16 protein-coding genes and 2 pseudogenes are annotated in these 19,855 nt (G+C 68.1%); 9 read left to right on the top strand and 9 right to left on the bottom strand.

Annotation, left to right across the window (positions count from 1 at the left end):
* Window position 1: 1 nt before the first annotated feature.
* From AC1DU4_RS06625 to nicT, 3 genes are all read right to left on the bottom strand, one after another.
* Window positions 2-412 (bottom strand): VOC family protein, encoded by a 411-nt coding sequence (locus tag AC1DU4_RS06625; protein ID WP_477838246.1) that lies wholly within the window; start codon window positions 410-412, stop codon window positions 2-4.
* 10 nt (window positions 413-422) lie between these two features.
* Window positions 423-863 (bottom strand): helix-turn-helix transcriptional regulator, encoded by a 441-nt coding sequence (locus AC1DU4_RS06620; protein ID WP_477838245.1) that lies wholly within the window; start codon window positions 861-863, stop codon window positions 423-425.
* Window positions 864-935: 72 nt separating this feature from the next.
* Window positions 936-2,060, bottom strand: a complete 1,125-nt coding sequence (gene nicT, locus AC1DU4_RS06615) for a Nickel transporter NicT (RefSeq protein ID WP_477838244.1) — start codon at window positions 2,058-2,060, stop codon at window positions 936-938.
* 336 nt (window positions 2,061-2,396) lie between these two features.
* Here nicT and AC1DU4_RS06610 point away from each other — a divergent pair, with 336 nt between their 5' ends.
* The 5 genes from AC1DU4_RS06610 (at window position 2,397) to AC1DU4_RS06590 (ending at window position 7,502) form a co-directional block, all read left to right on the top strand.
* A complete protein-coding gene (locus AC1DU4_RS06610; RefSeq protein WP_477838243.1) occupies window positions 2,397-2,846 on the top strand; it encodes a hypothetical protein in 450 nt (149 codons plus the stop codon).
* 266 nt (window positions 2,847-3,112) lie between these two features.
* A complete protein-coding gene (locus AC1DU4_RS06605; RefSeq protein ID WP_477838242.1) occupies window positions 3,113-3,487 on the top strand; it encodes a chorismate mutase family protein in 375 nt (124 codons plus the stop codon).
* 9 nt (window positions 3,488-3,496) lie between these two features.
* A complete protein-coding gene (gene pabB, locus AC1DU4_RS06600) occupies window positions 3,497-5,602 on the top strand; it encodes an aminodeoxychorismate synthase component I (protein WP_477838241.1) in 2,106 nt (701 codons plus the stop codon).
* 50 nt (window positions 5,603-5,652) lie between these two features.
* Entirely contained in the window at window positions 5,653-6,486 is an 834-nt protein-coding gene (locus tag AC1DU4_RS06595) for a prephenate dehydrogenase/arogenate dehydrogenase family protein (protein ID WP_477838345.1), read from the top strand.
* Window positions 6,487-6,551: 65 nt separating this feature from the next.
* A complete protein-coding gene (locus AC1DU4_RS06590; RefSeq protein WP_477838343.1) occupies window positions 6,552-7,502 on the top strand; it encodes a diiron oxygenase in 951 nt (316 codons plus the stop codon).
* A gap of 24 nt (window positions 7,503-7,526) precedes the next feature.
* Here the strand turns inward: AC1DU4_RS06590 and AC1DU4_RS06585 are convergent, their stop codons facing one another.
* Window positions 7,527-8,150: a TetR/AcrR family transcriptional regulator gene (locus AC1DU4_RS06585; RefSeq protein ID WP_477838240.1), complete on the bottom strand. Its 624-nt coding sequence runs from the start codon at window positions 8,148-8,150 to the stop codon at window positions 7,527-7,529.
* Between the two features lie 106 nt (window positions 8,151-8,256).
* On the opposite strand from AC1DU4_RS06585, the gene AC1DU4_RS06580 reads away from it, so the two are divergent.
* Window positions 8,257-9,177: an alpha/beta fold hydrolase gene (locus AC1DU4_RS06580; protein WP_477838239.1), complete on the top strand. Its 921-nt coding sequence runs from the start codon at window positions 8,257-8,259 to the stop codon at window positions 9,175-9,177.
* A 15-nt stretch (window positions 9,178-9,192) separates the two neighbouring features.
* Window positions 9,193-9,620 (top strand): annotated as a pseudogene (locus AC1DU4_RS06575) (Tn3 family transposase); the annotation flags it as partial.
* 22 nt (window positions 9,621-9,642) lie between these two features.
* On the opposite strand, the gene AC1DU4_RS06570 reads toward AC1DU4_RS06575, so the two are convergent.
* Window positions 9,643-10,341: a helix-turn-helix transcriptional regulator gene (locus AC1DU4_RS06570; RefSeq protein ID WP_477838238.1), complete on the bottom strand. Its 699-nt coding sequence runs from the start codon at window positions 10,339-10,341 to the stop codon at window positions 9,643-9,645.
* Window positions 10,342-10,414: 73 nt separating this feature from the next.
* Here AC1DU4_RS06570 and AC1DU4_RS06565 point away from each other — a divergent pair, with 73 nt between their 5' ends.
* Window positions 10,415-11,146 (top strand): alpha/beta fold hydrolase, encoded by a 732-nt coding sequence (locus tag AC1DU4_RS06565; protein ID WP_477838237.1) that lies wholly within the window; start codon window positions 10,415-10,417, stop codon window positions 11,144-11,146.
* 163 nt (window positions 11,147-11,309) lie between these two features.
* On the opposite strand, the gene AC1DU4_RS06560 is transcribed toward AC1DU4_RS06565, so the two are convergent.
* From AC1DU4_RS06560 to AC1DU4_RS06550, 3 genes and pseudogenes are all read right to left on the bottom strand, one after another.
* Window positions 11,310-11,519 (bottom strand): tyrosine-type recombinase/integrase, encoded by a 210-nt coding sequence (locus AC1DU4_RS06560; protein WP_477838341.1) that lies wholly within the window; start codon window positions 11,517-11,519, stop codon window positions 11,310-11,312.
* A 322-nt stretch (window positions 11,520-11,841) separates the two neighbouring features.
* On the bottom strand, window positions 11,842-12,801 hold the full coding sequence (gene pip, locus AC1DU4_RS06555) for a prolyl aminopeptidase (RefSeq protein WP_477838236.1): 960 nt from the start codon (window positions 12,799-12,801) through the stop codon (window positions 11,842-11,844).
* A 34-nt stretch (window positions 12,802-12,835) separates the two neighbouring features.
* Window positions 12,836-14,668, bottom strand: a pseudogene (locus AC1DU4_RS06550) (thioesterase domain-containing protein); the annotation flags it as partial.
* Between the two features lie 316 nt (window positions 14,669-14,984).
* Here AC1DU4_RS06550 and AC1DU4_RS06545 point away from each other — a divergent pair.
* Window positions 14,985-16,244, top strand: a complete 1,260-nt coding sequence (locus AC1DU4_RS06545) for a winged helix DNA-binding domain-containing protein (protein WP_477838235.1) — start codon at window positions 14,985-14,987, stop codon at window positions 16,242-16,244.
* Between the two features lie 197 nt (window positions 16,245-16,441).
* On the opposite strand, the gene AC1DU4_RS06540 is transcribed toward AC1DU4_RS06545, so the two are convergent.
* Window positions 16,442-19,348 (bottom strand): Ig-like domain-containing protein, encoded by a 2,907-nt coding sequence (locus AC1DU4_RS06540; RefSeq protein WP_477838234.1) that lies wholly within the window; start codon window positions 19,346-19,348, stop codon window positions 16,442-16,444.
* Window positions 19,349-19,855 lie beyond the last annotated feature (507 nt).

The following is a 19,855-nucleotide window of genomic DNA, read 5'->3' as shown; positions in this document are numbered from 1 at the left end:
ATCAGTTCACCTCGTTGATTCGGAGCAGGTTGCCTGCGGGGTCGCGGACGGCGCAGTCGCGGATGCCGTACGGCTGCTCGATCGGTTCCTGGACGATGTCCGCGCCGCCCGCCTCGAGCTTCGCGAAGGTTTCGTCGAGGTCGGGGGTGGCCAGGGTGAGGATTGCGTACGTCCCCTTGGCCATCATCTCGGTGATGGTGCGACGTTCGTCGTCGGTGATGCCGGGGTCCGCGGCCGGCGGGTGCAGGACCAGTGACGTGCCGGGCTGGTCCGGGTGGCCGACGGTGATCCAGTACATCCCGTTGTAGCCGACCTCCTTGCGGACCTCGAAACCGAGGAGGTCGCGGTAGAAGGCCAGGGAGGCTTCGTGGTCGGTGTGCGGAAGGAAGGCCGAGTGAATGCTGATGTCCATGTCCTTCAACCTAATTGCGGTTCGCGGCCGGCGCTTCTCGATTCCTGATCGGTCTGGTGACCTGCTTGGTGACGCACGACGGCATCTCCGCCTCGGGCCGCACCTGGTCCCGGTAGACGCTGGGCGGCACGCCGACCAGCTCCGCGAAACGGGTGCTGAAGGTGCCCAGCGACGAGCAGCCGACCTCGAAGCAGACCTCGGTGACGCTGAGGTCGCCCCGGCGCAGCAGCGCCATCGCGCGTTCGATGCGCCGCGTCATCAGGTAGGCGTACGGCGACTCCCCGTAGGCGAGCTTGAACTGGCGGCTGAGGTGACCGGCCGACATGTGCGCGTCGCGGGCGAGTGCCTCGACGTCCAGTGGCTGCGCGTACTCCCGGTCCATCCGGTCGCGGACGCGGCGCAGCCGCGCGAGGTCGCGCAGGCGCTGCGCGTCGGCTGTGCTGCTGGTCACCTGAGCGATGGTGCCACCTCCCGCGGGGAGTTGCCCAGTTGCCGTCGGTGTCGTGGAAGGGCCGTCGGGTGGTCAGTCCGTGCTGACCGGGCTCCCGGTCAGCCGGGACTCCCAGCGTTCCTGCACCCCGCCGTACCGCCACACCAGCACCGCCACCAACCAGGTGACCACGAACAGGCCGACGATGATGAACCCCATCGCCCCCAGGTCGAGGCCGCCGATCCGCCCGAGCACCCCGGTGGTGATGTCGTGTCGGGTGGTGACGATCGAGATGATCTCCTGGCCGCCGATCAGCAACGCGACCGCCACCGACAACCCGGTCACGACGAGGTTGTAGTAGATCTTGCGGACCGGACGGGCGAACGCCCAGCCGTACGCGTAGTTCATGAACGAGCCGTCGAGCGAGTCGAACAGGGTCATGCCGGCGCTGAAGAGCACCGGGAGCACCAGGATCGAATACCAGGGCAGGCCGGTGGTGGCCGCCCCACCCGCGATCACCAGCAGCCCCACCTCGGTCACGGTGTCGAATCCCAGCCCGAACAGGACCCCGACCGGGTACATGTGCCACGGCGCACGCACGGACCGGACCAACGGCCCGAGCAGCTTGTTCAGGGCTCCGCGGGAGTCGAGTTCCCGCTCGAGGTCGTCCTCGTCGAAGTGGCCGCGGCGGGCCTTGCGGAGCACCGCGTAGATCCCGATCAGCGACACCAGGTTCAGCAACCCGATGATGATGAGGAAGGTGCCCGAGACCGCGGTGCCGAACAGCCCGGTCCACCGCTGCAGGTCCGAGTCCTCGTTCCTCAGGCCCGCCGCCAACTGTTTGATGCCGAACGCCAGCAGCAGCACCAGCACGAACACCACGGTGGAGTGGCCGAGTGAGAACCAGAAACCGACGGTCATCGGTTTCTTCTTCTCCGCCAATAGCTTTCGGGTGGTGTTGTCGATGGCGGCGATGTGGTCGGCGTCGAACGCGTGCCGCATGCCGAGGGTGTACGCGGTGACGCCGAGCCCGACACCGAACACGCCGCCGTTGAACTCGTAGTGCGCGGGCACCACCAACAGCAACAGGGTGCCCCAGCCGACGATGTTGAGTGCGAGCACCGTGGCCGCCATCCCGGCGACGCTGCGCCACTGGCCGTCCGCCGCCGCGCGCCACTTGGCCGCGGCGCGGGTGCCGGTCTTGGCAGTCGTGGGCATTCGATTCCTCACGGAGAGTCGGCCACGGTCCCGAATCAGCCTAAGCCGAACAAGCCTAAGCCGGATCGGGTGACGCCGACCAGCGATCGTCGCCGCCCCGGCGTTTCCATCCGGAAACGCCCGCGGTGCTGCCGGGTCGCCGGACTGACCCGGTCCCGGCGGGCACGCCTGCTCTGACCAAGTCGCTTCGGCGCGTCCGGGACTGTTGTAGCGTTCCCGCGGACGGCCTGCCGGCCGGTCCCACTCCCATCCCTCACAGTCACGGAGCACCAGAGAACGATGTTGTCGTCGGTCACGCCCAGCGCCCCCTCTTCCTCCTCCCGTCGTGGTCGCCGCATGGCCGCGCTCGCCCTCGGTGCGCTCGCCGTGGCCGTCGCTGCGACCGGATGCTCGTCCGACGAGTCCACCGATGCCGCGACAGAGGCGTCCGTCGACCAGCAGGCCGCGGTGGACACGCTCAGCTCCTACTACGCGGCCTTCGGCACCGGTGACGGCGCCAAGGCCTGCGGCTACCTCGACCCCGAGCTCGCGGCCAAGCTGGCGACGACTGGCCCGGACGGCACCTGCCCGGCCGCCGTGCAGGGCGGCCACGAACGCGCCGGCGCCGAGGCGCTTTCCAAGCTGGCGGACCTGAAGTACGACGCCACGCAGGTGGTCGTCGAGGGGGACACCGCGAAGCTGGCCACCAAGGATGTTGCCGAGCTGAACGGCAAGAGCACCGACTCGACCGCGCAGATCGTGCTCCAGCGCGACGGCGACAGCTGGAAGATCGTCGACCTGGGCTGACGCACGCCCCTGCCGCCGCGAGGCGGTCCACTGCCCGGCCCGAATCGATTCGGGCCGGGCAGTGTGCATTCGCCCCGTCGCCGCGACGCGCCCTCTCCGACGCGAGATCGTGACCGCCGCCAATTCTGCTATCTCGTGGCCGCGACGTGAACCCCGTGAGAACATGGAATGGCTCGGGGAACTGGAGAATGCACACGGCCGACGATCTCGGACACCGTGAAGTTTCGGTCGACGTGCTGGTGCAGACTATGCAAGGGGTGCCGCGCATGGAGAACTCGACCCGCTCGGCCACGGCCGGCAACTCCGTCCTGACACCGCAGCAGCAGCTCGAGGCGCTGCGCACCGAGCTCGACGAAATCGACAGCGCCCTTCTCGAGGTCGTCCGTGACCGGATCGAGCTGTGCTGCCGGATCGCGGTGCTCAAGCGGCGACATTCGATCCCGATGATGCAGCCGCGGCGGGTGGGCGCGGTGCACGAGCACGCCCGGACCTATGCGCTCAGCCACGACCTCTCCCCGGAGTTCCTCGACGACCTCTACGACGTGTTGATATCGGAGACCTGCCGGGTGGAGGACCTGATCATCGACGCCGACGGGGAGATCGACGTTGCCGCTGTCGCACCGCTGCGGCACGACGCCTGAGGCCGTGTCATGGCCGTCCGGACGCTCCTGGTCGACAACTACGACTCGTTCACCTACAACCTGTACAGCCTGCTGTCGGAGGTGAACGGTCGAGTCCCCGTGGTGGTGACGAACGACAGGGACTGGAAGTCTCTGCGGCTCAGCGACTTCGACAACATCGTGGTCTCCCCCGGGCCCGGCCGCCCGGACCGCGAGCGCGACTTCGGAATCAGCGCGAACGCACTCACCGACAGTGGGCTGCCGGTGCTCGGTGTCTGCCTGGGGCACCAGGGGCTGTGCTACCTGGCCGGTGGCCTGGTGGCCCCCGCGCCGGCGCCGATGCACGGCCGGATCAGCGAGATCCGGCACGACGGCAACGGCCTGTTCGAGGGCATCCCGTCGCCGCTGCGGGTGGTCCGCTACCACTCGCTGGCCGTCGAGTCGCTGCCCGAGGTGATCGAGGTGCAGGCGTGGTCGCCGGACGGGGTGGTGATGGCGGCGAGGCACCGCGAGTTGCCGCTGTGGGGCGTGCAGTTCCACCCGGAGTCCATCTGCACCGAGCACGGTCGCGAGCTGCTCAGCAACTTCCGGGACCTGACACCGGTGCGGGCCCGCCGACGGACGACGCCCCCGCCGACGCCCGTCGCCGAGCCCGCGGCCCGGCGCTACCGCGTCGACAGCGTCCGGGTGGACCGCGACCTCGACCCCCAGACGGTCTACGAGAAGCTGTTTGCGAACGGGCCCAACAGCTTCTGGCTCGACGGCAGTGCCGCCGCCGACGAGGACTCCCGATACACGGTGATAGGCGACTGCTCGGGCCCACGGGCGGAGTACGTGACCTACCAGGTCGCCGAGACCACCGTCCGGGTGCACCGCAGCGGTCGGCCGACGGAGGAACTGCGTTCGACCTTCTTCGAGTACCTCGACGGGCAACTCCGCGACCGCAGCGTGGCGCCGCGCGCGGACCTGCCGTTCGCGTTCTGCCTCGGGTACGTCGGGTATCTCGGCTACGAGCTCAAGGCCGACACCTGCGGGCAGCTCGCGCATGCGTCGTCGCAGGCGGACGCCGCGATGGTCTTCGCGGACCGGGCCCTGGTGTTCGACCACAACGAGGGCTGCTGTTACCTGCTCACCCTCGACGACGGAACCGGCCTGCCCGAGGAGGACCTGCGGTGGCTGGAGACGACGACGGCCGCGCTGACCGCCTTCGAGGAGGTGACCGGCGAGCAGCCGGCCCCCGCGCCGCTGGTCCCCGCCGCGGCCGACGTGGACATCCGGTTCCGGCACGACCGGACCCGGTACCTCCAGCTGATCGAGAACTGCCTGAGTGAGATTCGCTCCGGTGAGTCCTACGAGGTGTGCCTGACCAACGTCGCCACCGTCGACGGTGCCATCGACCCGGTCGCCGGCTATGCGTGCCTGCGCGAGATCAGTCCTACGCCGTACAACGCGCTGCTGCGGTTCCCCGGGCTGTCGGTGCTGAGCGCCTCTCCCGAGCGGTTCCTGCGGATCGGCCCGGGTCGCGAGGTGGAGTCGAAGCCGATCAAGGGCACCCGGCCGCGGGCACGCGACGTGGGAGCCGACGACGGGCTGCGCCGGGACCTGGTCGACAGCGAGAAGGACCGCGCCGAGAACCTGATGATCGTGGACCTGGTCCGCAACGACCTCTCCCGCGTCTGCGTCCCGGGCTCCGTGCACGTGCCGAAGCTGTTCGACGTGGAGACCTATGCGCCGGTGCACCAACTGGTCTCGACGGTGCGGGGCACCCTGCGTGAGGACGTCTCGGCGGTCGACTGTGTGCGCGCGGCGTTCCCCGGCGGGTCGATGACGGGCGCCCCGAAGGTCCGCACCCTGGAGATCATCGACAAGCTCGAGGACGGTCCGCGGGGCGTCTACTCCGGGGCGATCGGGTACTTCTCGCTCTCCGGCACGGCGGACTTCTCCATCGTGATCCGGACCATGGTCGCGACGTCCGAGCAGGTCACGTTCGGGGTCGGTGGCGCCATCGTCGCGCTCTCGGACCCCGAGGACGAGTTCGAGGAGACGATGGTCAAGGCCCTCACCATGCGACGGTGCCTGTCCGTGACCGCGGACCGTTCGCCGACCACCGAGCCCGGACGGTCCGAGCGGCCGTGAGCGGGCCGCCGGTCGTGGCCGTCGTCGGCGGCGCCGGCGCGGTGGGCACGATGCTGGTCGGCCTGCTGCGCGATGCGGGCGCGGACGTGCTCGTCCTCGACCCGCGGGCCCCGCGACGGCCGGGCGAGATCACCGGTGATGCACCGGAACTGTCCGACGCGGTGGGCGCCGCCTCGACGGTGGTGCTCGCGGTGCCGGAACCGGTGGCTCTCGCCGCCGCGGAGACGCTGCCGCCGTTCCTGCGGCCCGGGACGCTGCTGGTGGAGACCTTGTCGGTGAAGACCCGGTTCGCCGCGGCGTTGCGGCGCTCGGCACCGGAGGTACAGGCGATGGGCATCAACCCGATGTTCGCGCCCTCGTTGGGCATGGCCGGCCGCCCCGTCTCCGTGGTGGTCCACCACGACGGCCCCGGCGTCGACGCCTTTCTCGGGTTGCTCGACGGCGCCGGCGCCGCGCTGGTGCGACTGAGCGCCGAGGAACACGACGCGTTGTGCGCGGCCACCCAGGCGGCGACGCACGCGGCGGTGCTCGCCTTCGGGCTGGCGTTGGCGGACCTCGGGGTGCCGGCGGAGCGGCTGGCGGCCGCGGCTCCGCCGCCGCACACGGTGGCGCTGGCTCTGCTGGCCCGGATCGGGCTCGGCAGCCCCGAGGTGTACTGGGACGTGCAGGCCGCGAACCCGTCGGCGCCGCGGGCCCGGGCGGCACTCGCGGACGGCCTCGCCCGGCTCTCCCGGGTCTGCGAGCACGGCACGCAGGCCGAGTTCGAGGACCTGTTGGCCACGGCGCGAGTGCCGTTGGGCGCCGACGCGGAGCGGTACGCGGACCTGTGTGCCCGGTTGTTCCGTGACCTGCTCCCCGAGGCCGCATCGGAGGTCGGCCGGTGACCGGGGGCTGGGACGGTGCCGGTGACTGGGAGGAGTCCGGGGACTGGGAGGAAACCGCCGAGATCCTGCTCAGGGTCCCGGCACTGCCGGAGTTCGACCCGTCGGACGAGGTGGAGAGCGCGGTGATTCGCGGGCTGGCCCGCAGCTGGCCGAGGCGGGCCACCGTACGGCGCACCGAACCGGACCTGGACGCGTTGTTCGAGCCGGCCAAGGCGGACTTCCCCGAGGCGCTGATCCCGTTCCGGGACGACCCGCGCTACCGGCAGCTGGACGAGGGCACCCGCGACCGGATCCGGGCCTGGGGCTGGATCGCCTACAACAAGAACGTCATCGACATCGAGCAGCACGTGGTCAATCCCGGTTTCCAGCTGCTGTTCCAGGACGGGCTCGGCACCGGGCTCGGCGACACCCTGCGGGCGGCGACCGTGCAGGCGATGGTCGACGAGCAGTACCACAGCCTGATGCACCTCAACGCGAGCGCGCTGACCCGCGCGCACCGCGGCAGGTGGTTGTCCGACGCGGCCCTGCCCCACGGGCTGACGGTGCGCAGGCACCGGGACGCGGTCGCCCGGCACGCGGACCCCCGCGCCGCGGCGCTGACGGCGCTGGCGTTCACCACCGTCGCCGAGACGTCCATCGGGGCGTACCTGAGCCTGATCGGTGACGACCCGGGCCTGCAGCCGGTGAACAAGGCCACCGTGGTGCTGCACCGGCGCGACGAGCGCGCGCACGCGTCCGTCGCCGCGGAGCTGACGTCGTTGGTCTACGAGCACCTGAACGCCGACGACCGGCGAATCCTGGTGGCCGGTCTCGTCGAGGGCGTGGACGCCTTCACCGGCACCGACTTCTCGACCTGGTCGGCGATCCTCGCCGCGGAGCGGGTGCCGGGCGCGGCAGCGCTGGTCGCGGACACGGCCTTCGGCCCCGGTGACAGCCGGCTGGTCCAGGACTGCAGCGCGATCCGCCGCCTGATGGAATCGATCGGCGCGGGTGCGGAGGTTCCCGGCAGCTGGTGACGCCGTTGAGCGACCCGAGTCCCGCTACGCAGTGGTACCGGGACTCTCCGGTCCGAGCACACGATCGAGGAGGCGCTCGACGAGCTGGACCGCCTGCTCCGCCGTGCCGTAGCCGGGGAGCATCCCCTGCGCGATCCCGCCGGCGGCCGCCAGGATGAGTTCGGCGTCGAGGTCGGGATCCATCGGCGGCGTCACCGCGTCGCGGTCGGTCACCCGCCGAAGCTGGCCGGCGATGAGCGCCACCAACTCTCGCGGGGCGGCCAGGGTCTCGTCGGCGGCGATTCCCCCACCGGTGAGCGCCGCGGCATGGAAGGCACCGAGCACGATGGCCTCCTCGCGGCGTTCGTCGTCGAGTGGGAGCATCCCGACCAGGAACGCGGTGACGACCTCGCGGGGTGACGCTTCCGGTCCCAGCAGGGACAACGCCCGCATCAGGCGAGCGCCCGCGTCCGTACGCACGGACTGGTGGGTCGCGAGGAGGAACTCCCGCTTCGTGCCGAAGTAGTACTGCACGAGCCGGACCGAGATCCCGGCCTCGGCGGCAACCGACTGGAACGTCACCGACTCGAGGCCGCCGCCGACGACGACCCGCCGCACGGCGCTGGTGATCTCCCGGCGCCGCACTTCGTGGTCGACCAGTCGCGGCATGAGGCTCTCCCGGTTGCATCGAGTGGCTTTGACCCGTTGATGGTACGCACATATCGCAATGGTGATACGTTCATACCATCAAAATGGTGCAACGAAAGGTGAGCGCATGCCGAAGATCGGACGGTTCAAGAACGACGCGTCGCAGCAGGCGTACGACCGCATCTACCGGGAACTGGAAGGACGCTGGCCGGTTCCGTCGACCCAACTCGAGGTGCCGACATCGTTCGGAACCACCCATGTCCGTAAGTCGGGGACCGGCACCCAGACGCCGATCGTCCTGGTGCACGCTCTCGGGGCCAACTGTCTGCAATGGCACATCGTCATCGAGGATCTGTGCCGAGACCGGGTCGTATATGCGCTGGACACGATCGGCACCGCGGGCCGCAGCGTCCAGACCGCGCCATTGACCGGGGAATCCGACTTCGCCACCTGGGTCAGCGAGGTATTGAACGAACTCGGGGTCGACCGTGTCCACCTGGTCGGCTACTCGCAGGGCGCGTGGCACGCCGTTCTCGTAGCACTCCATTCTCCTGAACGAGTGGCGAGTGTGACGCTCATCGAGCCGGGAGGAGTCTTCGACAAGCCCTCGTGGCGTGTACTGCTGAAGATGATCCGCGCCGGGATGCGCCGCACCGACGAAAATATCCGCAAGCTCAACGATTGGATGTCCCCCGGGTACGTCCTCGGCGACCTCGAGTTCGCCCTCGCCAAGGAGGCGTTGAACTACCGGCCCGGTATCGGGTGGGCGCGGATGCTCGGGGATGCAGAAGTGCGGTCGATCGCGGTTCCGATGCTCGTGATCTCCGGCGCCGAGACCGTGGTCTCCAACCCCGAGCGGGTGGCCGCGCGGCTGGCTGATCTTCTACCTGAAGCGGAGGTGGAGATCTATGCCGGCACCGGCCACGGCATCCTGGGACACATCCCGGATCGCGTGATCCCCCGAATCCTGACCTTCCTCGGGCAGCACGACAGTTCCGTCGAAGCGGACGTCGTCCGCGCTCAGGATCGCGACAGTCCGGCGCCGTGATCGTTGACCGGGATCCCGCGGGGCGACGCGATCGCGCACTACGGCCGGATCTCCGGACCCTGCACATCTTGCGTCTGGCCGACGATCCCGGCTACCGGCGCCAGATCACGGCGCAGGACAACCTCCAAGAAGGCCGGCACGCGCTGGCCCGCAAGGTCTTCCACGGCCGCGCCGGACAGCTCTACCAGCGCTACCAAGACGGCATGGAAGACCAGCTCGGCGCGCTCGGCCTGGTCCTGAACGCCGTCGTGCTGTGGAATACCCGCTACACCGACGCCGCCCTCACCCAACTACGCACGAGGGGGTTCGACGTCCGCGACGAAGACGTCGCCCGTCTCTCACTCTTCGTGCGCGGCCACATCAACATGCTCGGCAAGTACACCTTCCAACTCCCCGACGACCTCTCCGGAGGACTACGCCCCCTACGCGACCAGATGTACTGACCGGAGACGTTGATTGACAGCCTCACTCACCTCGGCTCTGCACGGACCTTGCCGTCGCTGGGGGAATGCCAACCTCCTGAATACTGTGGCTACTACAGGGAATCTTGGTCACGCTGGCGTGCTCGATTCGCGTCACGAGGAACCACCGGATATCGCTGCGTAACCGGCACCAGCCGATCAGGTACCAACGGCCGTTTCTGGATGCGAACATGACCGGCTCGACGTCGCGGGTCGTCTTGCTGTCGTCACGCGAGATGTAGCGGATACGCACGACGCGTTGCTCGGCCATCGCTTCTTCGAGTGCCGATCTGACCGCGCGAACGGAAGACGATGGTGTGTCCACCCAAACGCGACTCGCGAGCTCGTCGGCTTTCGTTCGGGTCCTGGGGTCGAGGACGTCCAGGATCTTCTGAACGCCAGCTGAGGCCAGGTCTGCATAAGGGGCATCGGAGGCAGCTGAGACGGCCGCGAGTAGCGCCACCGCCTGCGCGGGGGTCAGGCTGACCGGCGGGAGGCTCGCCCGAGCGGCTAGACCGTAGCCGCCGCCAGGCCCCGGGCGCGACCAGATCGGCACACCGCTGTTCTCGAGGGCGGTGAGATCTCTCTTGACTGTCCGCACCGACACGCCGAACTCCGCCGCCAGTCGCTCAGCAGTGCATCCACGGGAACCGGCGCGGCGCAGCATCTCGGACAGTGCGTGGAGCCGCTCCGCCCGCTTCACTTCTGCACCCCAGCGAAAATCATGTCAGAAATGGTGACACACCCTTGTCCTAGGGGCATGTGAGCATTGCAGCATGACGACCAACACGAGCGAACCAACCATCATCCTGATCGCCGGCCACTGGCTGGGGGCGTGGGCGTGGGACGAGGTGGTCGAACACCTGACCGCTGCCGGCCGGCGAGCCATCCCGATGACCCTTCCCGGCCTAGATGAGGGCGACCGCGAACGAGCGTTCAGGACACTCGACGACCAGGCAGCGGCGATCGAACAGGCCGCCGCTTCCGAAGAGCAGCCGGTGGTCATCGTGGCGCACAGCGGAGCCAACGCCCCGGTAAGCCTTGTGCTCGATCAGCGCCCCGAGCTCATCCGCCGTGTGGTCTGGGTTGACAGCGGGCCGGCAGCGCCCGGAAGCGTCTTCGCTCCAGACATGCCGGACGATCTAGACGAGCTGCCCCTGCCACCCTTCGACGCGCTCGAAGAGCAGGCCAGCCTCGAAGGCTTGAGCAGTCACGTTCTCGAGCGCTTCCGGGCACGGGCCGTCCCGGAGCCCGGTCCCGTGCTTCGCCAGCCAGTGAAACTCACCAACGATGCACGTCTGCAGGTCCCGACCACGGTGGTGTGCTGCTCGATCCCGAGCGCACAGCTGATGGAGCTGGCCAATGCCGGTCATCCAATGTTCGCCGAGGTCGCGAACCTTCAGCACCTTGACCTTGTCGATCTCCCGACCGGCCACTGGCCCATGTGGAGTCGCTCCGACGACCTCGCACAGCTCATCGCCGCCGAAGTGACTTTCCGGGTCAGCTGAACCGCGAATTGGCATGAGGGGGCCAGTCACATCGGCTGGCCCCCTTCCGTTCCTGAACGACCTCGTGTCCGACGCCAACGCCGCCCACACCCCACGGCATCGCCCAAAGGTCGCCCGTCTCGTCGTCGAGGCCGTTGCCCTACCTAAGGGGTCGACCTACAACTCAACGTCGTCGTGCAGCGGGGTCGCGGCCTGCTTGCCATCGGATGAGACCTTCAGGCGACACTCGGGCGTAGCGCGCGAGCGAGGCCACCGAGGTGTGACCGGAGTAGGCCAGCAGTGTGGAAGTGCTCGCACCGTCCTCGGCGGCGTGGGTCAGTGCCGAGTGCCGCAGCTGGTGCAGAGTGGCCCCGCCCGCGTGCTCGCTGAACAGTTCCGCGGCCCGCCGGTACGATAGCCGGGCTCGGCCCGAACCGGCATCGACGTCGCCCGGCGGCAGTCACGCAGGCTCGCACCGCTGGCGGACAGCAAACGCTCAACCTCGGCGCGGTCCAGCGCCCGGGTTCGATCCGGAGTGCGGGGCCGATGCACCGAGCCCATGGACACCTCCCGGCTCTATCGCAGATAGTCACTGATTATCTGCGGAGACTCACCGGCTGCGCGCCAACCGTGCAACAGATCCGCCGCTCATCAGCGCCGGAGCCCCTTAGCGCCGGCCTCCGTTCCAATGTTCCTCAACCCCCGGATCCCCGGCGTCACGCGGGCGGGACGGCGAACGAGTCGATGGCAGCAATGAACTGGTCGAAGAAGCTGCCGCCGCCGTGGCCGGCATCGTCGACGACGACCAGCCGACTGGTCGCCCATCTGCGGGCGAGTTCCCAGGCCGTGTCGAGCGGCCCGGACACGTCGTATCGGCCGTGGACGAGCACGGCGGGTATCCCGGCCAGCAGGTTCATGCCGTCGCTTATCTGGCCGTCGGAGAGAAAGCAGTCGTTGCCCCAGTAGTGGGTGACCATGCGCGCGAAGATCATTCGGAACGTCGGGTCCTGGTATCTCGGGCTCGGCACCCACCCCGGGACAAGGGAGACGTGAGTGTCTTCCCACTCGCACCAGCGCAGTGCCGCCTCCTCGCGAACCGCCGGGTCCGGGTGGGCGAGGAGTCGCGCGTACGCGGTCGCGAGGTTCCCCTCCCGTTCGGCGGCCGGCACGGGCTCGATGAACCGCTCCCACTCCCTCGGGAAGACCCGGCGCATGTCGCGGGTGATCCACTCGACCTCCGTGCGACTGCCCGAGGTGATCGCGCCCAATGCCATCGCGAGCACCCGGTCGGGATGTGCCTGGGCATAGGCCAACCCGAGGGTGACGCCCCAGGACACCCCGACCACCAACCACCGCTCGATCCCGAGATGCTCACGCAGTCGTTCGATGTCCGCGACCAGGCGCGCCGTCGTGTTGGTCGCGAGGTCGTAGTCCGGAGCGTCGGCCCGCGGCCGGCTGCGTCCGCAGCCTCGCTGGTCGAACAGCACGGCGCGAAATGCGTTCGGGTCGAAGAACCTGCGCATCCCCGGTGTGCAGCCCGACCCCGGGCCGCCGTGCAGGTAGACCGCGGGGATTCCGGCCGGGTTGCCGACGGTCTCCCAGTACAGGAGGTGGCCCTCGGGAACCGGCAGGAGACCGGAAGCGTACGGATCCACGGCCGGGTATCGCTCAACCATGGGTCGAGTCTGGCAGCGGCGCACAGGCGACGGCTCAGCGGCTCGACGAGGTTCCCTCGATGGCAGTCAGCTTGTTCGTCAGGTCGGCCCCCACCGTGGCGATGTACGGCTCGTCGACGATCTGGATGTGGTCGCAGYCGACGTGGACGATCTCCAGGTTCTTCACGGCTCCACCCCAGCCTCCGTCGGGCTGCCTTGTCCCGAACGCCGGCTCGAGCGCGATCTGGTCGTCCAGGTACGTCTCGGCCATGTACAGCACGACATTTCCGTCGTAGGGCTCGTCGAGGTCGGTGGCCGGGATGGCCCGGTTGTCGAGCCACGACGTGCGCTGGTGCTCGATGATGCCGGCGGGGATCTTGGCGCCGCTCATCCGGAGCAGGTCCATCAGGATCTTGATCTGCTCCTCGTCGCTGCCGGCGGCGGCGAGCTGGTCGTAGGGCAGCGGGGCGTCGACGTTGTAGGTCTTCTTCGCGAACGCGGCGTACCGCTGCCAGCGGGCCTTGACCTCCTCCGGGGTGTCCTCGACCTTCTCCCCGGGCAGGACGGTGTCGATCAGGCCGACGATCCGGACGTCGGCGCCCTCCTGGCGGAGTCGTTTCGCGACCGCGTACGCGAGTGCGCCGCCGAAGGACCAGCCGTACAACACGAACGGGCCGTCACCCTGGATCTTGCGCAGCAGGGGGACGTATTCCTCGGCGCGTACCTCGAGCGGGCCCTCCACGCGTTCGAGACCGAACATCGGGGTGTGGGCCGGCAGGCGCTTGAGCAACGGCTCGTACGCGACCGTCGAACCGCCGGCCGGGTGGAACACGAACACCGGCACGGCGTTCGAGCCCTCGGCGCAGGGACGGAGGGTCCGGACGAGGCCGTCGATCCTGAGTCCGTCCTCGAGGTGCCGGCGCACGGATTCGGCGAGCTGCTCGATGGTCTCGGCGTCGAGGACGTCGTCGACGGTGATGTCGCCGCCGGCCCGCTCGGTGAGGCGCGCGGCCAACTTCTCCGCGGTCACGTCGTCGAGGATCGGCAGCGTCGCGAAGATGCTCTTCGCGGACCTGCCGGTGACGACCGCCCACGTCGCGAAGGCGAGCCGTTCCGCCGCGTCGCGCGGCGGGACGTCGATGTCGCCGGAGCCGGCGGGCACGTCCTCGGCCACCGGTTCGGGGGCCGCGACCTGCACGTCCTCCCGTTCGAGCTGCTGCTTCGCCGCGAGCGCCGCCACCTCGTCGCGGTTCTCCACGGCGTAGCGCAGGTACTGTGCGACGTCGTGCAGGCTCGCGTCCTTGACCGCGGCGAGCTGCAACTGCGGGATGTCGAACTCGTACTCGACGCGGTTCTTGATCCGCACCGCCATCAGCGAGTCGAGACCCAGCTCGATGAGCGGGATCTCGGCGGGCAGGTCCTCGGCCGCGTAGCCCATGGACTCGGCGACGATGAGCGTCAGCCGGTCGTCGATGGTCTGCGACCCCGTCGGGTCCCACCGGTCGCCGAGGCTGTCGACCACCTCGGGAAGCTCCTCCACACCCGTCGACGTTGCCGTGACCGCAACGACCGGCTCCGGAACCTCCTCGCCCGACGAGACGACGGCCTCACACAGCAGCGCGAATCCCGCCGCATTCACGACAACTGAGGTGGTGCCGGTGGACCTGCAGTGAACCTGAACCGATGCCCCACCCGGGTGCCGCAGCATGGTCACGCTGAGGGTCCCCGCGGACGGCACGTCGCCATGGCACACGGACGCGACGACAGTGGCCTGCGGAAGCACCTGTGCCGCAAGGATGGTGACCAGGTCTTCGAAGTCGGAGACGGCCGACGCCGGCAGCTCCCACGCGTGGCGGCCGTCTGGCAGTGCCACCCGCGCGCCCGAGGCCGATGTGCAGTCTGGAGAAACCGTGCAGCCGGGAGATTCCGGGGCGTGGGCGGTGCCGCGATCCGCTCGTGCGGTACCGGCCTGAGCCCCGTCCTCGCTGGTCAACTGTCCGTTCGTCATTCAGTCATTCCCTCCCCTGGCGGTGACGTCCGGCCCTTCGTGCGACCCGGCGCCAGCGCAGATGCGAAACCGACAGAACCCGGCATTCGTCCCCACCCCGGATTCAGAACGCGACGATCATGACACGACGACGGCACCCGAACGCCGATCACGGGAAATCGTCAGTGATTCGGGCGCGCTGACCATCGGGTGCAGAATGGGTCACCGTCGAATCCGTCCCGGGAGGCGATCAGTGACAGCTCGGAAGAACGCCGGTGCCGCCCCCACTGTGCGAACCAGCGACGTCATCGCGTTCCGCCTCCGTGCGCACCATCTCACCGGTCGGCAACCGGCCGACAAGCTGCACCACGTGGCGGGTACGTGCGGAATTCAGAACAGTCCGCCTGGTTCGGCGTTGCTCGCACTGCATGCCCGCGTCGCGGCCATGACACCGGACCGCCTCGACCGCCTCGTCGGCGAGGAGAAGAGTCTGCTGCAGACCTGGTGCATGCGCGGCGCACCGTTCTACTTCCCGACCGACGACGCGCCTGTCTTCACCACCGGTGTCCTGCCGGCCACCGAAACGGCGCGAGTGCACCTGATCATCGGCGTCGAGGGGGCGCTGACCAAGCTCCGGATGGGTTTGGACGAGGCGGTCGACATCACCGCCGAGGAGATCGGGGCGGTGCTGTCGGGACGGCAGCTGGCAATCGACCAACTCGGCGAAGAACTGGCCGAGCGCGTTGCGGGCAGACTCTCGCCCGCCCAACGCAGGACCTGGCAGGCGGTAGGCCCCTACAAGGCGAACAGCTCGCTCGGTGAGGGCGTCGTGCACTTCTGCATCCGGATGCTGGCGCTGCGCGGCATCGTCTGCATCGCGCCGCGGAGCCGGAACAAGGCGCCGTTCGTCCTGCTCGAGGAGTGGCTGGGCCGCCCCCTGCCGAAGGTCGAGCCCAACAGCGCCCGCGCCGGCCTGCTGCGTCGCTACCTGCAGTGTTACGGCCCGTCCACGCCCAAGGATTTCGCCGGGTGGGTCGGTGTCTATGCCGGTGACACCGACCCGTGGTGGAAGACGCTGGAGGGCGAGCTCACCCCCGTCGACCGCGACGGCGGCCGGGCGTGGATCCTGGCCGACGATCTGGACGCCCTGCGGTCGCCGGCCCCGGCGGGCGGGGTGCGGCTGCTACCGCCGGGCGACCCCTACACCCAGATGCGTGATCGGGACACCATCGTCGACGCGAAACACCATCGCGAGGTGTGGAAGCCGGTCGGCGCGCCCGGCGCGGTGCTGGCCGACGGCACGATCGTCGGAACCTGGCGGCCCCGCAAGAGCGGTCGGACGCTGTCGCTGACGGTGAGGACTTTCCGGTCGCTGCGCAGCGAGCTCCACGAACAGCTGCGCGTGGAAGCCGACCACGTCGGCGAGATACGCGGGGCGTCGGTGGTACAGGTCAAGTTCGAGAACGCGGCACCTTGATCGTCGCGGGGCGGAGAGTTGCCGGTCACGTGCCCATGTCGGCGGTGGCTGTTCCGTACTCGCGTGGCGCAGGTTGTCGCGGGTGACGTAGTTGCGGGGGCGACCGGCGCAGCTGCGCCTCGGGCACAGCAGGGTCGCCGGAGGTCGCGATGCGCCGGATCCCRATGTTGGTGACCAGTCAGACTGAAGACTGGGTCCTAGAGAATGAAGTCCGTGGTCTCCGGAAGCGGCAGCGGGATCGGTACCTCGAAGAGCGTGTCCGGGCCGTCGGGATCGTTGATCGTCTGACCGTCCGAGGCGAGGAAGTCCGCGATCTGCTGTTGGGCCGCGCGGGCGATGGAGCCCTGGGCTCCGCCGGGCAGCCCGCCGGTGGTCGAGCCGAGGGTCTGGTTCAGGAAGTCGTGGGCGTCCTTTGGCAGCGGTGGATTGCTCGCTGGATTGCGCGCGACGGCGAGGTCGTTGCGATAGAAGGTCGTGGTGTACGCGAAGTTTCCCGCCCTGACCACCGCCGTGGACAGGGGGTTGGGCGCCTGCTGATCGCCTTTGGCAAACTGAATCAGGATCGGCTTGCCACTGCTCCGCAGCAGCGAACAATAGGCCAGCGCTCCGCCGGATTGCTGCACCCATTCGGTGTTGTCGAAGACCTCCTGGATCGCCATGGCCCCGGCGATCGTGTTGATGACGGGCGGCTTGTCGCGCAGCGGCAGGTTCTCGTTGAAGTAGTTCGCTGCCGAACCGGTTACGGCGACGCCGTCGATGCTCGCTATCCCCGGCGAGTTGATCAGTGACGGTTTGCGTGCGGCGAGTGCAGCACCGGCGGCGGGTCGTCCTCGCACCGGCGACAGCAATGTGCCAAGGAAGGGAAACGTGACGTTGAGTACGGCCGCACGAACCTTCGGCTCCACCGCAGCAAAGAGGGTGCCGCACAGGCCGCCAAGGGACTGCCCGGCGTAGTAGATGCGCGACGGGTCCACGTCGTCGAGGCTGTCGATCACGCGGACGAGTTGCAGGAGGTCAACGGCGGTCTGGCGGACCCGGTCACGGTCACGTATCGGGAAAAAGGCGGCGCTGGCGCCCTCGCCCGGAGTATAGGTACCGTCGCCGTTCGTATCTTTACCTCGCCCGCCGGACGGGATGGTGGCCGTGCTGCCGTCGTTGCGCGTCACGGTCAGCTCGCCGAGTGGGCCGCCACCGTTCCCGGGACCGTTGATGGCAATGGTCGCGAGGCCCTTCGAGGCGAGAGTGGCTGCGATCGTGATTGGTGTTCCGTTCTGTTTGTGGGTTCCCGCGCCATGGGCGGCGATGGCGACGGGCCATCCGCTCGGCGGCTTGGTTCCCGAAGGCAGGTAGAGATCGAATGTAATCTCGTTTTGCCCGAGGGCTTTTGGCGCGCCCGACTTCGTTTTCGTTGCCGGGATCACGTTCACGCTGTCGCGGTAGTCGGGTGAAACGTATTTGCCGAATGCTATGGTCCCGATCGCCCCGGGCGTGCTCGTGAGTAGGTTCATCAACGAGACGGGCTGAGCGAAATTCGGTGCCGTGCCTGTTTGGAGTTTGAATGTGACATTCGTTACGGAGTCGAGGGGGAAGGTCGTCACGTCGGCAGCGGCGGGCACGGGTGCCGCGTTGACCTGCTCGCGGATCTTCTCGAGCTCCGTCGTGACCGACCGGGTGGTGAAGACGCTGGCGACTACGACTTCCTTCGCCTTCGAACCCGCCTTCTTGAGGTCCTGCAGAGCGTCGAGGAGTTCCTTGCGGTAGTCCTTGAGTCGTTGGTCACCGGTCTGCCCGAAGCTCAGGTCGCGCCGGAAGAGCTCGAATGCCTCGCAGCCGATTGGGTTGCCTTTCTTGTCTCGGACGCCCGTCGTCACCACCAGTACATACCGCGCGTGTTGGTCCAGCACGTCGTTGGCCGTTACGTGCAGTGTGGTTGTGGCGGCGTCCCACACGATCTGGTTGATCCCGACGCGTTTGGCCTCAGGCGCTTCGCTGGGCAGGCTGCTGCCGAGTCTCTGCAGGAACACCGTCTTGTCGTTCACCGTCGAAAGGTCGATCTCGCCATTGAACGGAATCGAGATTCGTGGCGTGATGTTGAATCCGTCAAGCGTGTCGATCACGCTGATGTCCGCATGATCAGAGGGCCGGACAGCGGGATCGGGCAGGGGCAGATTGACCCTGAGCCCGGTGTTTTGGCCGGCGTCGTGGACGGTGAATATGTTCGACGGGAATGGACCTGAAGTCTTGTCACGCACTTCAAGATCGAATACCACTTGCACCGCGGGCGTCACCACCTGTACAGCGGGCGTCCCCGCGATCAAGTGCCAACGCCCGAACTGTCCGGTCGGAAAGTCCTTCAAGTTGACGTAGTCACCGCCGGCATTGAGTTCGCCCGATGCGGCGGCCCCCGAAGGCTTGTAGAAGAAGAGCCGGCCACCGGTGACGGATACGATGTGGGACCACTCCCCGAATTGTCCGGTCGGAAAGTCCACCAGGTTGACGTAGTCACCACCGGCACTGAGTTCGCCCGACGCAGCAGCGCGCGTGTCCCAGTTGTAGAAGAACAGCCGGCCACCGGTGGATGCAATGTGGGACCAGTCCCCGAACTGTCCGGCCGGAAAGTCCACCAGGTTGACGTAGTCACCGGCCGCATCGAGTTCGCCCGATGCAGCGGCCCGAGTCTCGCTGTTGTAGAAGAAGAGCCGCCCGTCGGCGGATGCGATGTGGGACCAGTCCCCGAGTTGTCCGGCCGGAAAGTCCATCAGGTTGACGTAGCCGCCGCCGGCATCGAGCTCGCCCGATGCAGCGGCCCGAGTCTCGCTGTTGTAGAAGAAGAGCCGCCCGTCGGCGGACGCGATGTGGGACCAGTCCCCGAACTGTCCGGCCGGAAAGTCCACCAGGTTGACGTAGTCACCGGCCGCATTGAGCTCGCCCGATGCAGCAGCCCCCGAAGGCTTGTAGAAGAAGAGCCGGCCGCCGGTGACGGAGACGATGGCGGACCACTCCCCGAATTGTCCGGTCGGAAAGTCCTTCAGGTTGACGTAGTCACCGGCCGCGTTGATCTCCCCCGATGCGGCAGCTCGGGTCTCGCTGTTGTAGAAGAACATGACATAGCCTCCCGTTTGGCTGGTAGACCCCGAGTGCTGCCCTTTCCGTCAAGAGCCACGACTTCGATTCGGGTGCAAGAGACCCATCTACCGTCGCCTGGGCCCCGCGATTGCACTGTGAATACGCGTTCCGTACGGTCCCAGGGTTCGTGTGCCGCTGTCCCCGTCGTTCGGGTTGAACCACGCGCTTGCTCATTGTCGCACCACTGGTCGCCCAGGTGACTGAGTAGCGGACTACTCGCATATGCCTGCTATTCGAGCCGCGGATCGGAACTGACCATCGTCTGCTTGCGTATTCGTGGTGTCCACGACCGGCGGTGCTCGACGCCCTTCCCGCCTTCACATGATGCCCACAAGCAACGGCATGTTCCCCCGATTACCAGCTGAACAAGGCCCCAACTCGGCTCAATCGTTGTTCTTTGCTGGAAGCTGCTGGAGCCCGTCGACCGTGACGAACGTGGTGGTCGTCAGCTTCATGTCGCCGCTCCTTCTCCCGTTCCGGCGTCG

It is taken from the genome of Rhodococcus sp. P4_F5 (assembly GCF_056401315.1).
The sequence above is the reverse complement of the archived record's forward strand: the minus strand, read 5'-3'. Positions and strand labels throughout refer to the sequence as shown.

Bases quoted from the DNA above. Each gene is read 5' to 3' on its own strand.
- nicT (WP_477838244.1), bottom strand. From the start codon at position 2,060: ATGCCCACGACTGCCAAGACCGGCACCCGCGCCGCGGCCAAGTGGCGC.
- AC1DU4_RS06580 (WP_477838239.1), top strand. From the start codon at position 8,257: ATGCCGAAGATCGGACGGTTCAAGAACGACGCGTCGCAGCAGGCGTAC.
- AC1DU4_RS06545 (WP_477838235.1), top strand. From the start codon at position 14,985: ATGGGTCACCGTCGAATCCGTCCCGGGAGGCGATCAGTGACAGCTCGG.
- AC1DU4_RS06610 (WP_477838243.1), top strand. From the start codon at position 2,397: ATGGCCGCGCTCGCCCTCGGTGCGCTCGCCGTGGCCGTCGCTGCGACC.
- AC1DU4_RS06565 (WP_477838237.1), top strand. From the start codon at position 10,415: ATGACGACCAACACGAGCGAACCAACCATCATCCTGATCGCCGGCCAC.
- AC1DU4_RS06595 (WP_477838345.1), top strand. From the start codon at position 5,653: ATGCTGGTCGGCCTGCTGCGCGATGCGGGCGCGGACGTGCTCGTCCTC.
- pip (WP_477838236.1), bottom strand. From the start codon at position 12,801: ATGGTTGAGCGATACCCGGCCGTGGATCCGTACGCTTCCGGTCTCCTG.
- AC1DU4_RS06605 (WP_477838242.1), top strand. From the start codon at position 3,113: ATGGAGAACTCGACCCGCTCGGCCACGGCCGGCAACTCCGTCCTGACA.
- AC1DU4_RS06540 (WP_477838234.1), bottom strand. From the start codon at position 19,348: ATGTTCTTCTACAACAGCGAGACCCGAGCTGCCGCATCGGGGGAGATC.
- pabB (WP_477838241.1), top strand. From the start codon at position 3,497: ATGGCCGTCCGGACGCTCCTGGTCGACAACTACGACTCGTTCACCTAC.
- AC1DU4_RS06625 (WP_477838246.1), bottom strand. From the start codon at position 412: ATGGACATCAGCATTCACTCGGCCTTCCTTCCGCACACCGACCACGAA.
- AC1DU4_RS06585 (WP_477838240.1), bottom strand. From the start codon at position 8,150: ATGCCGCGACTGGTCGACCACGAAGTGCGGCGCCGGGAGATCACCAGC.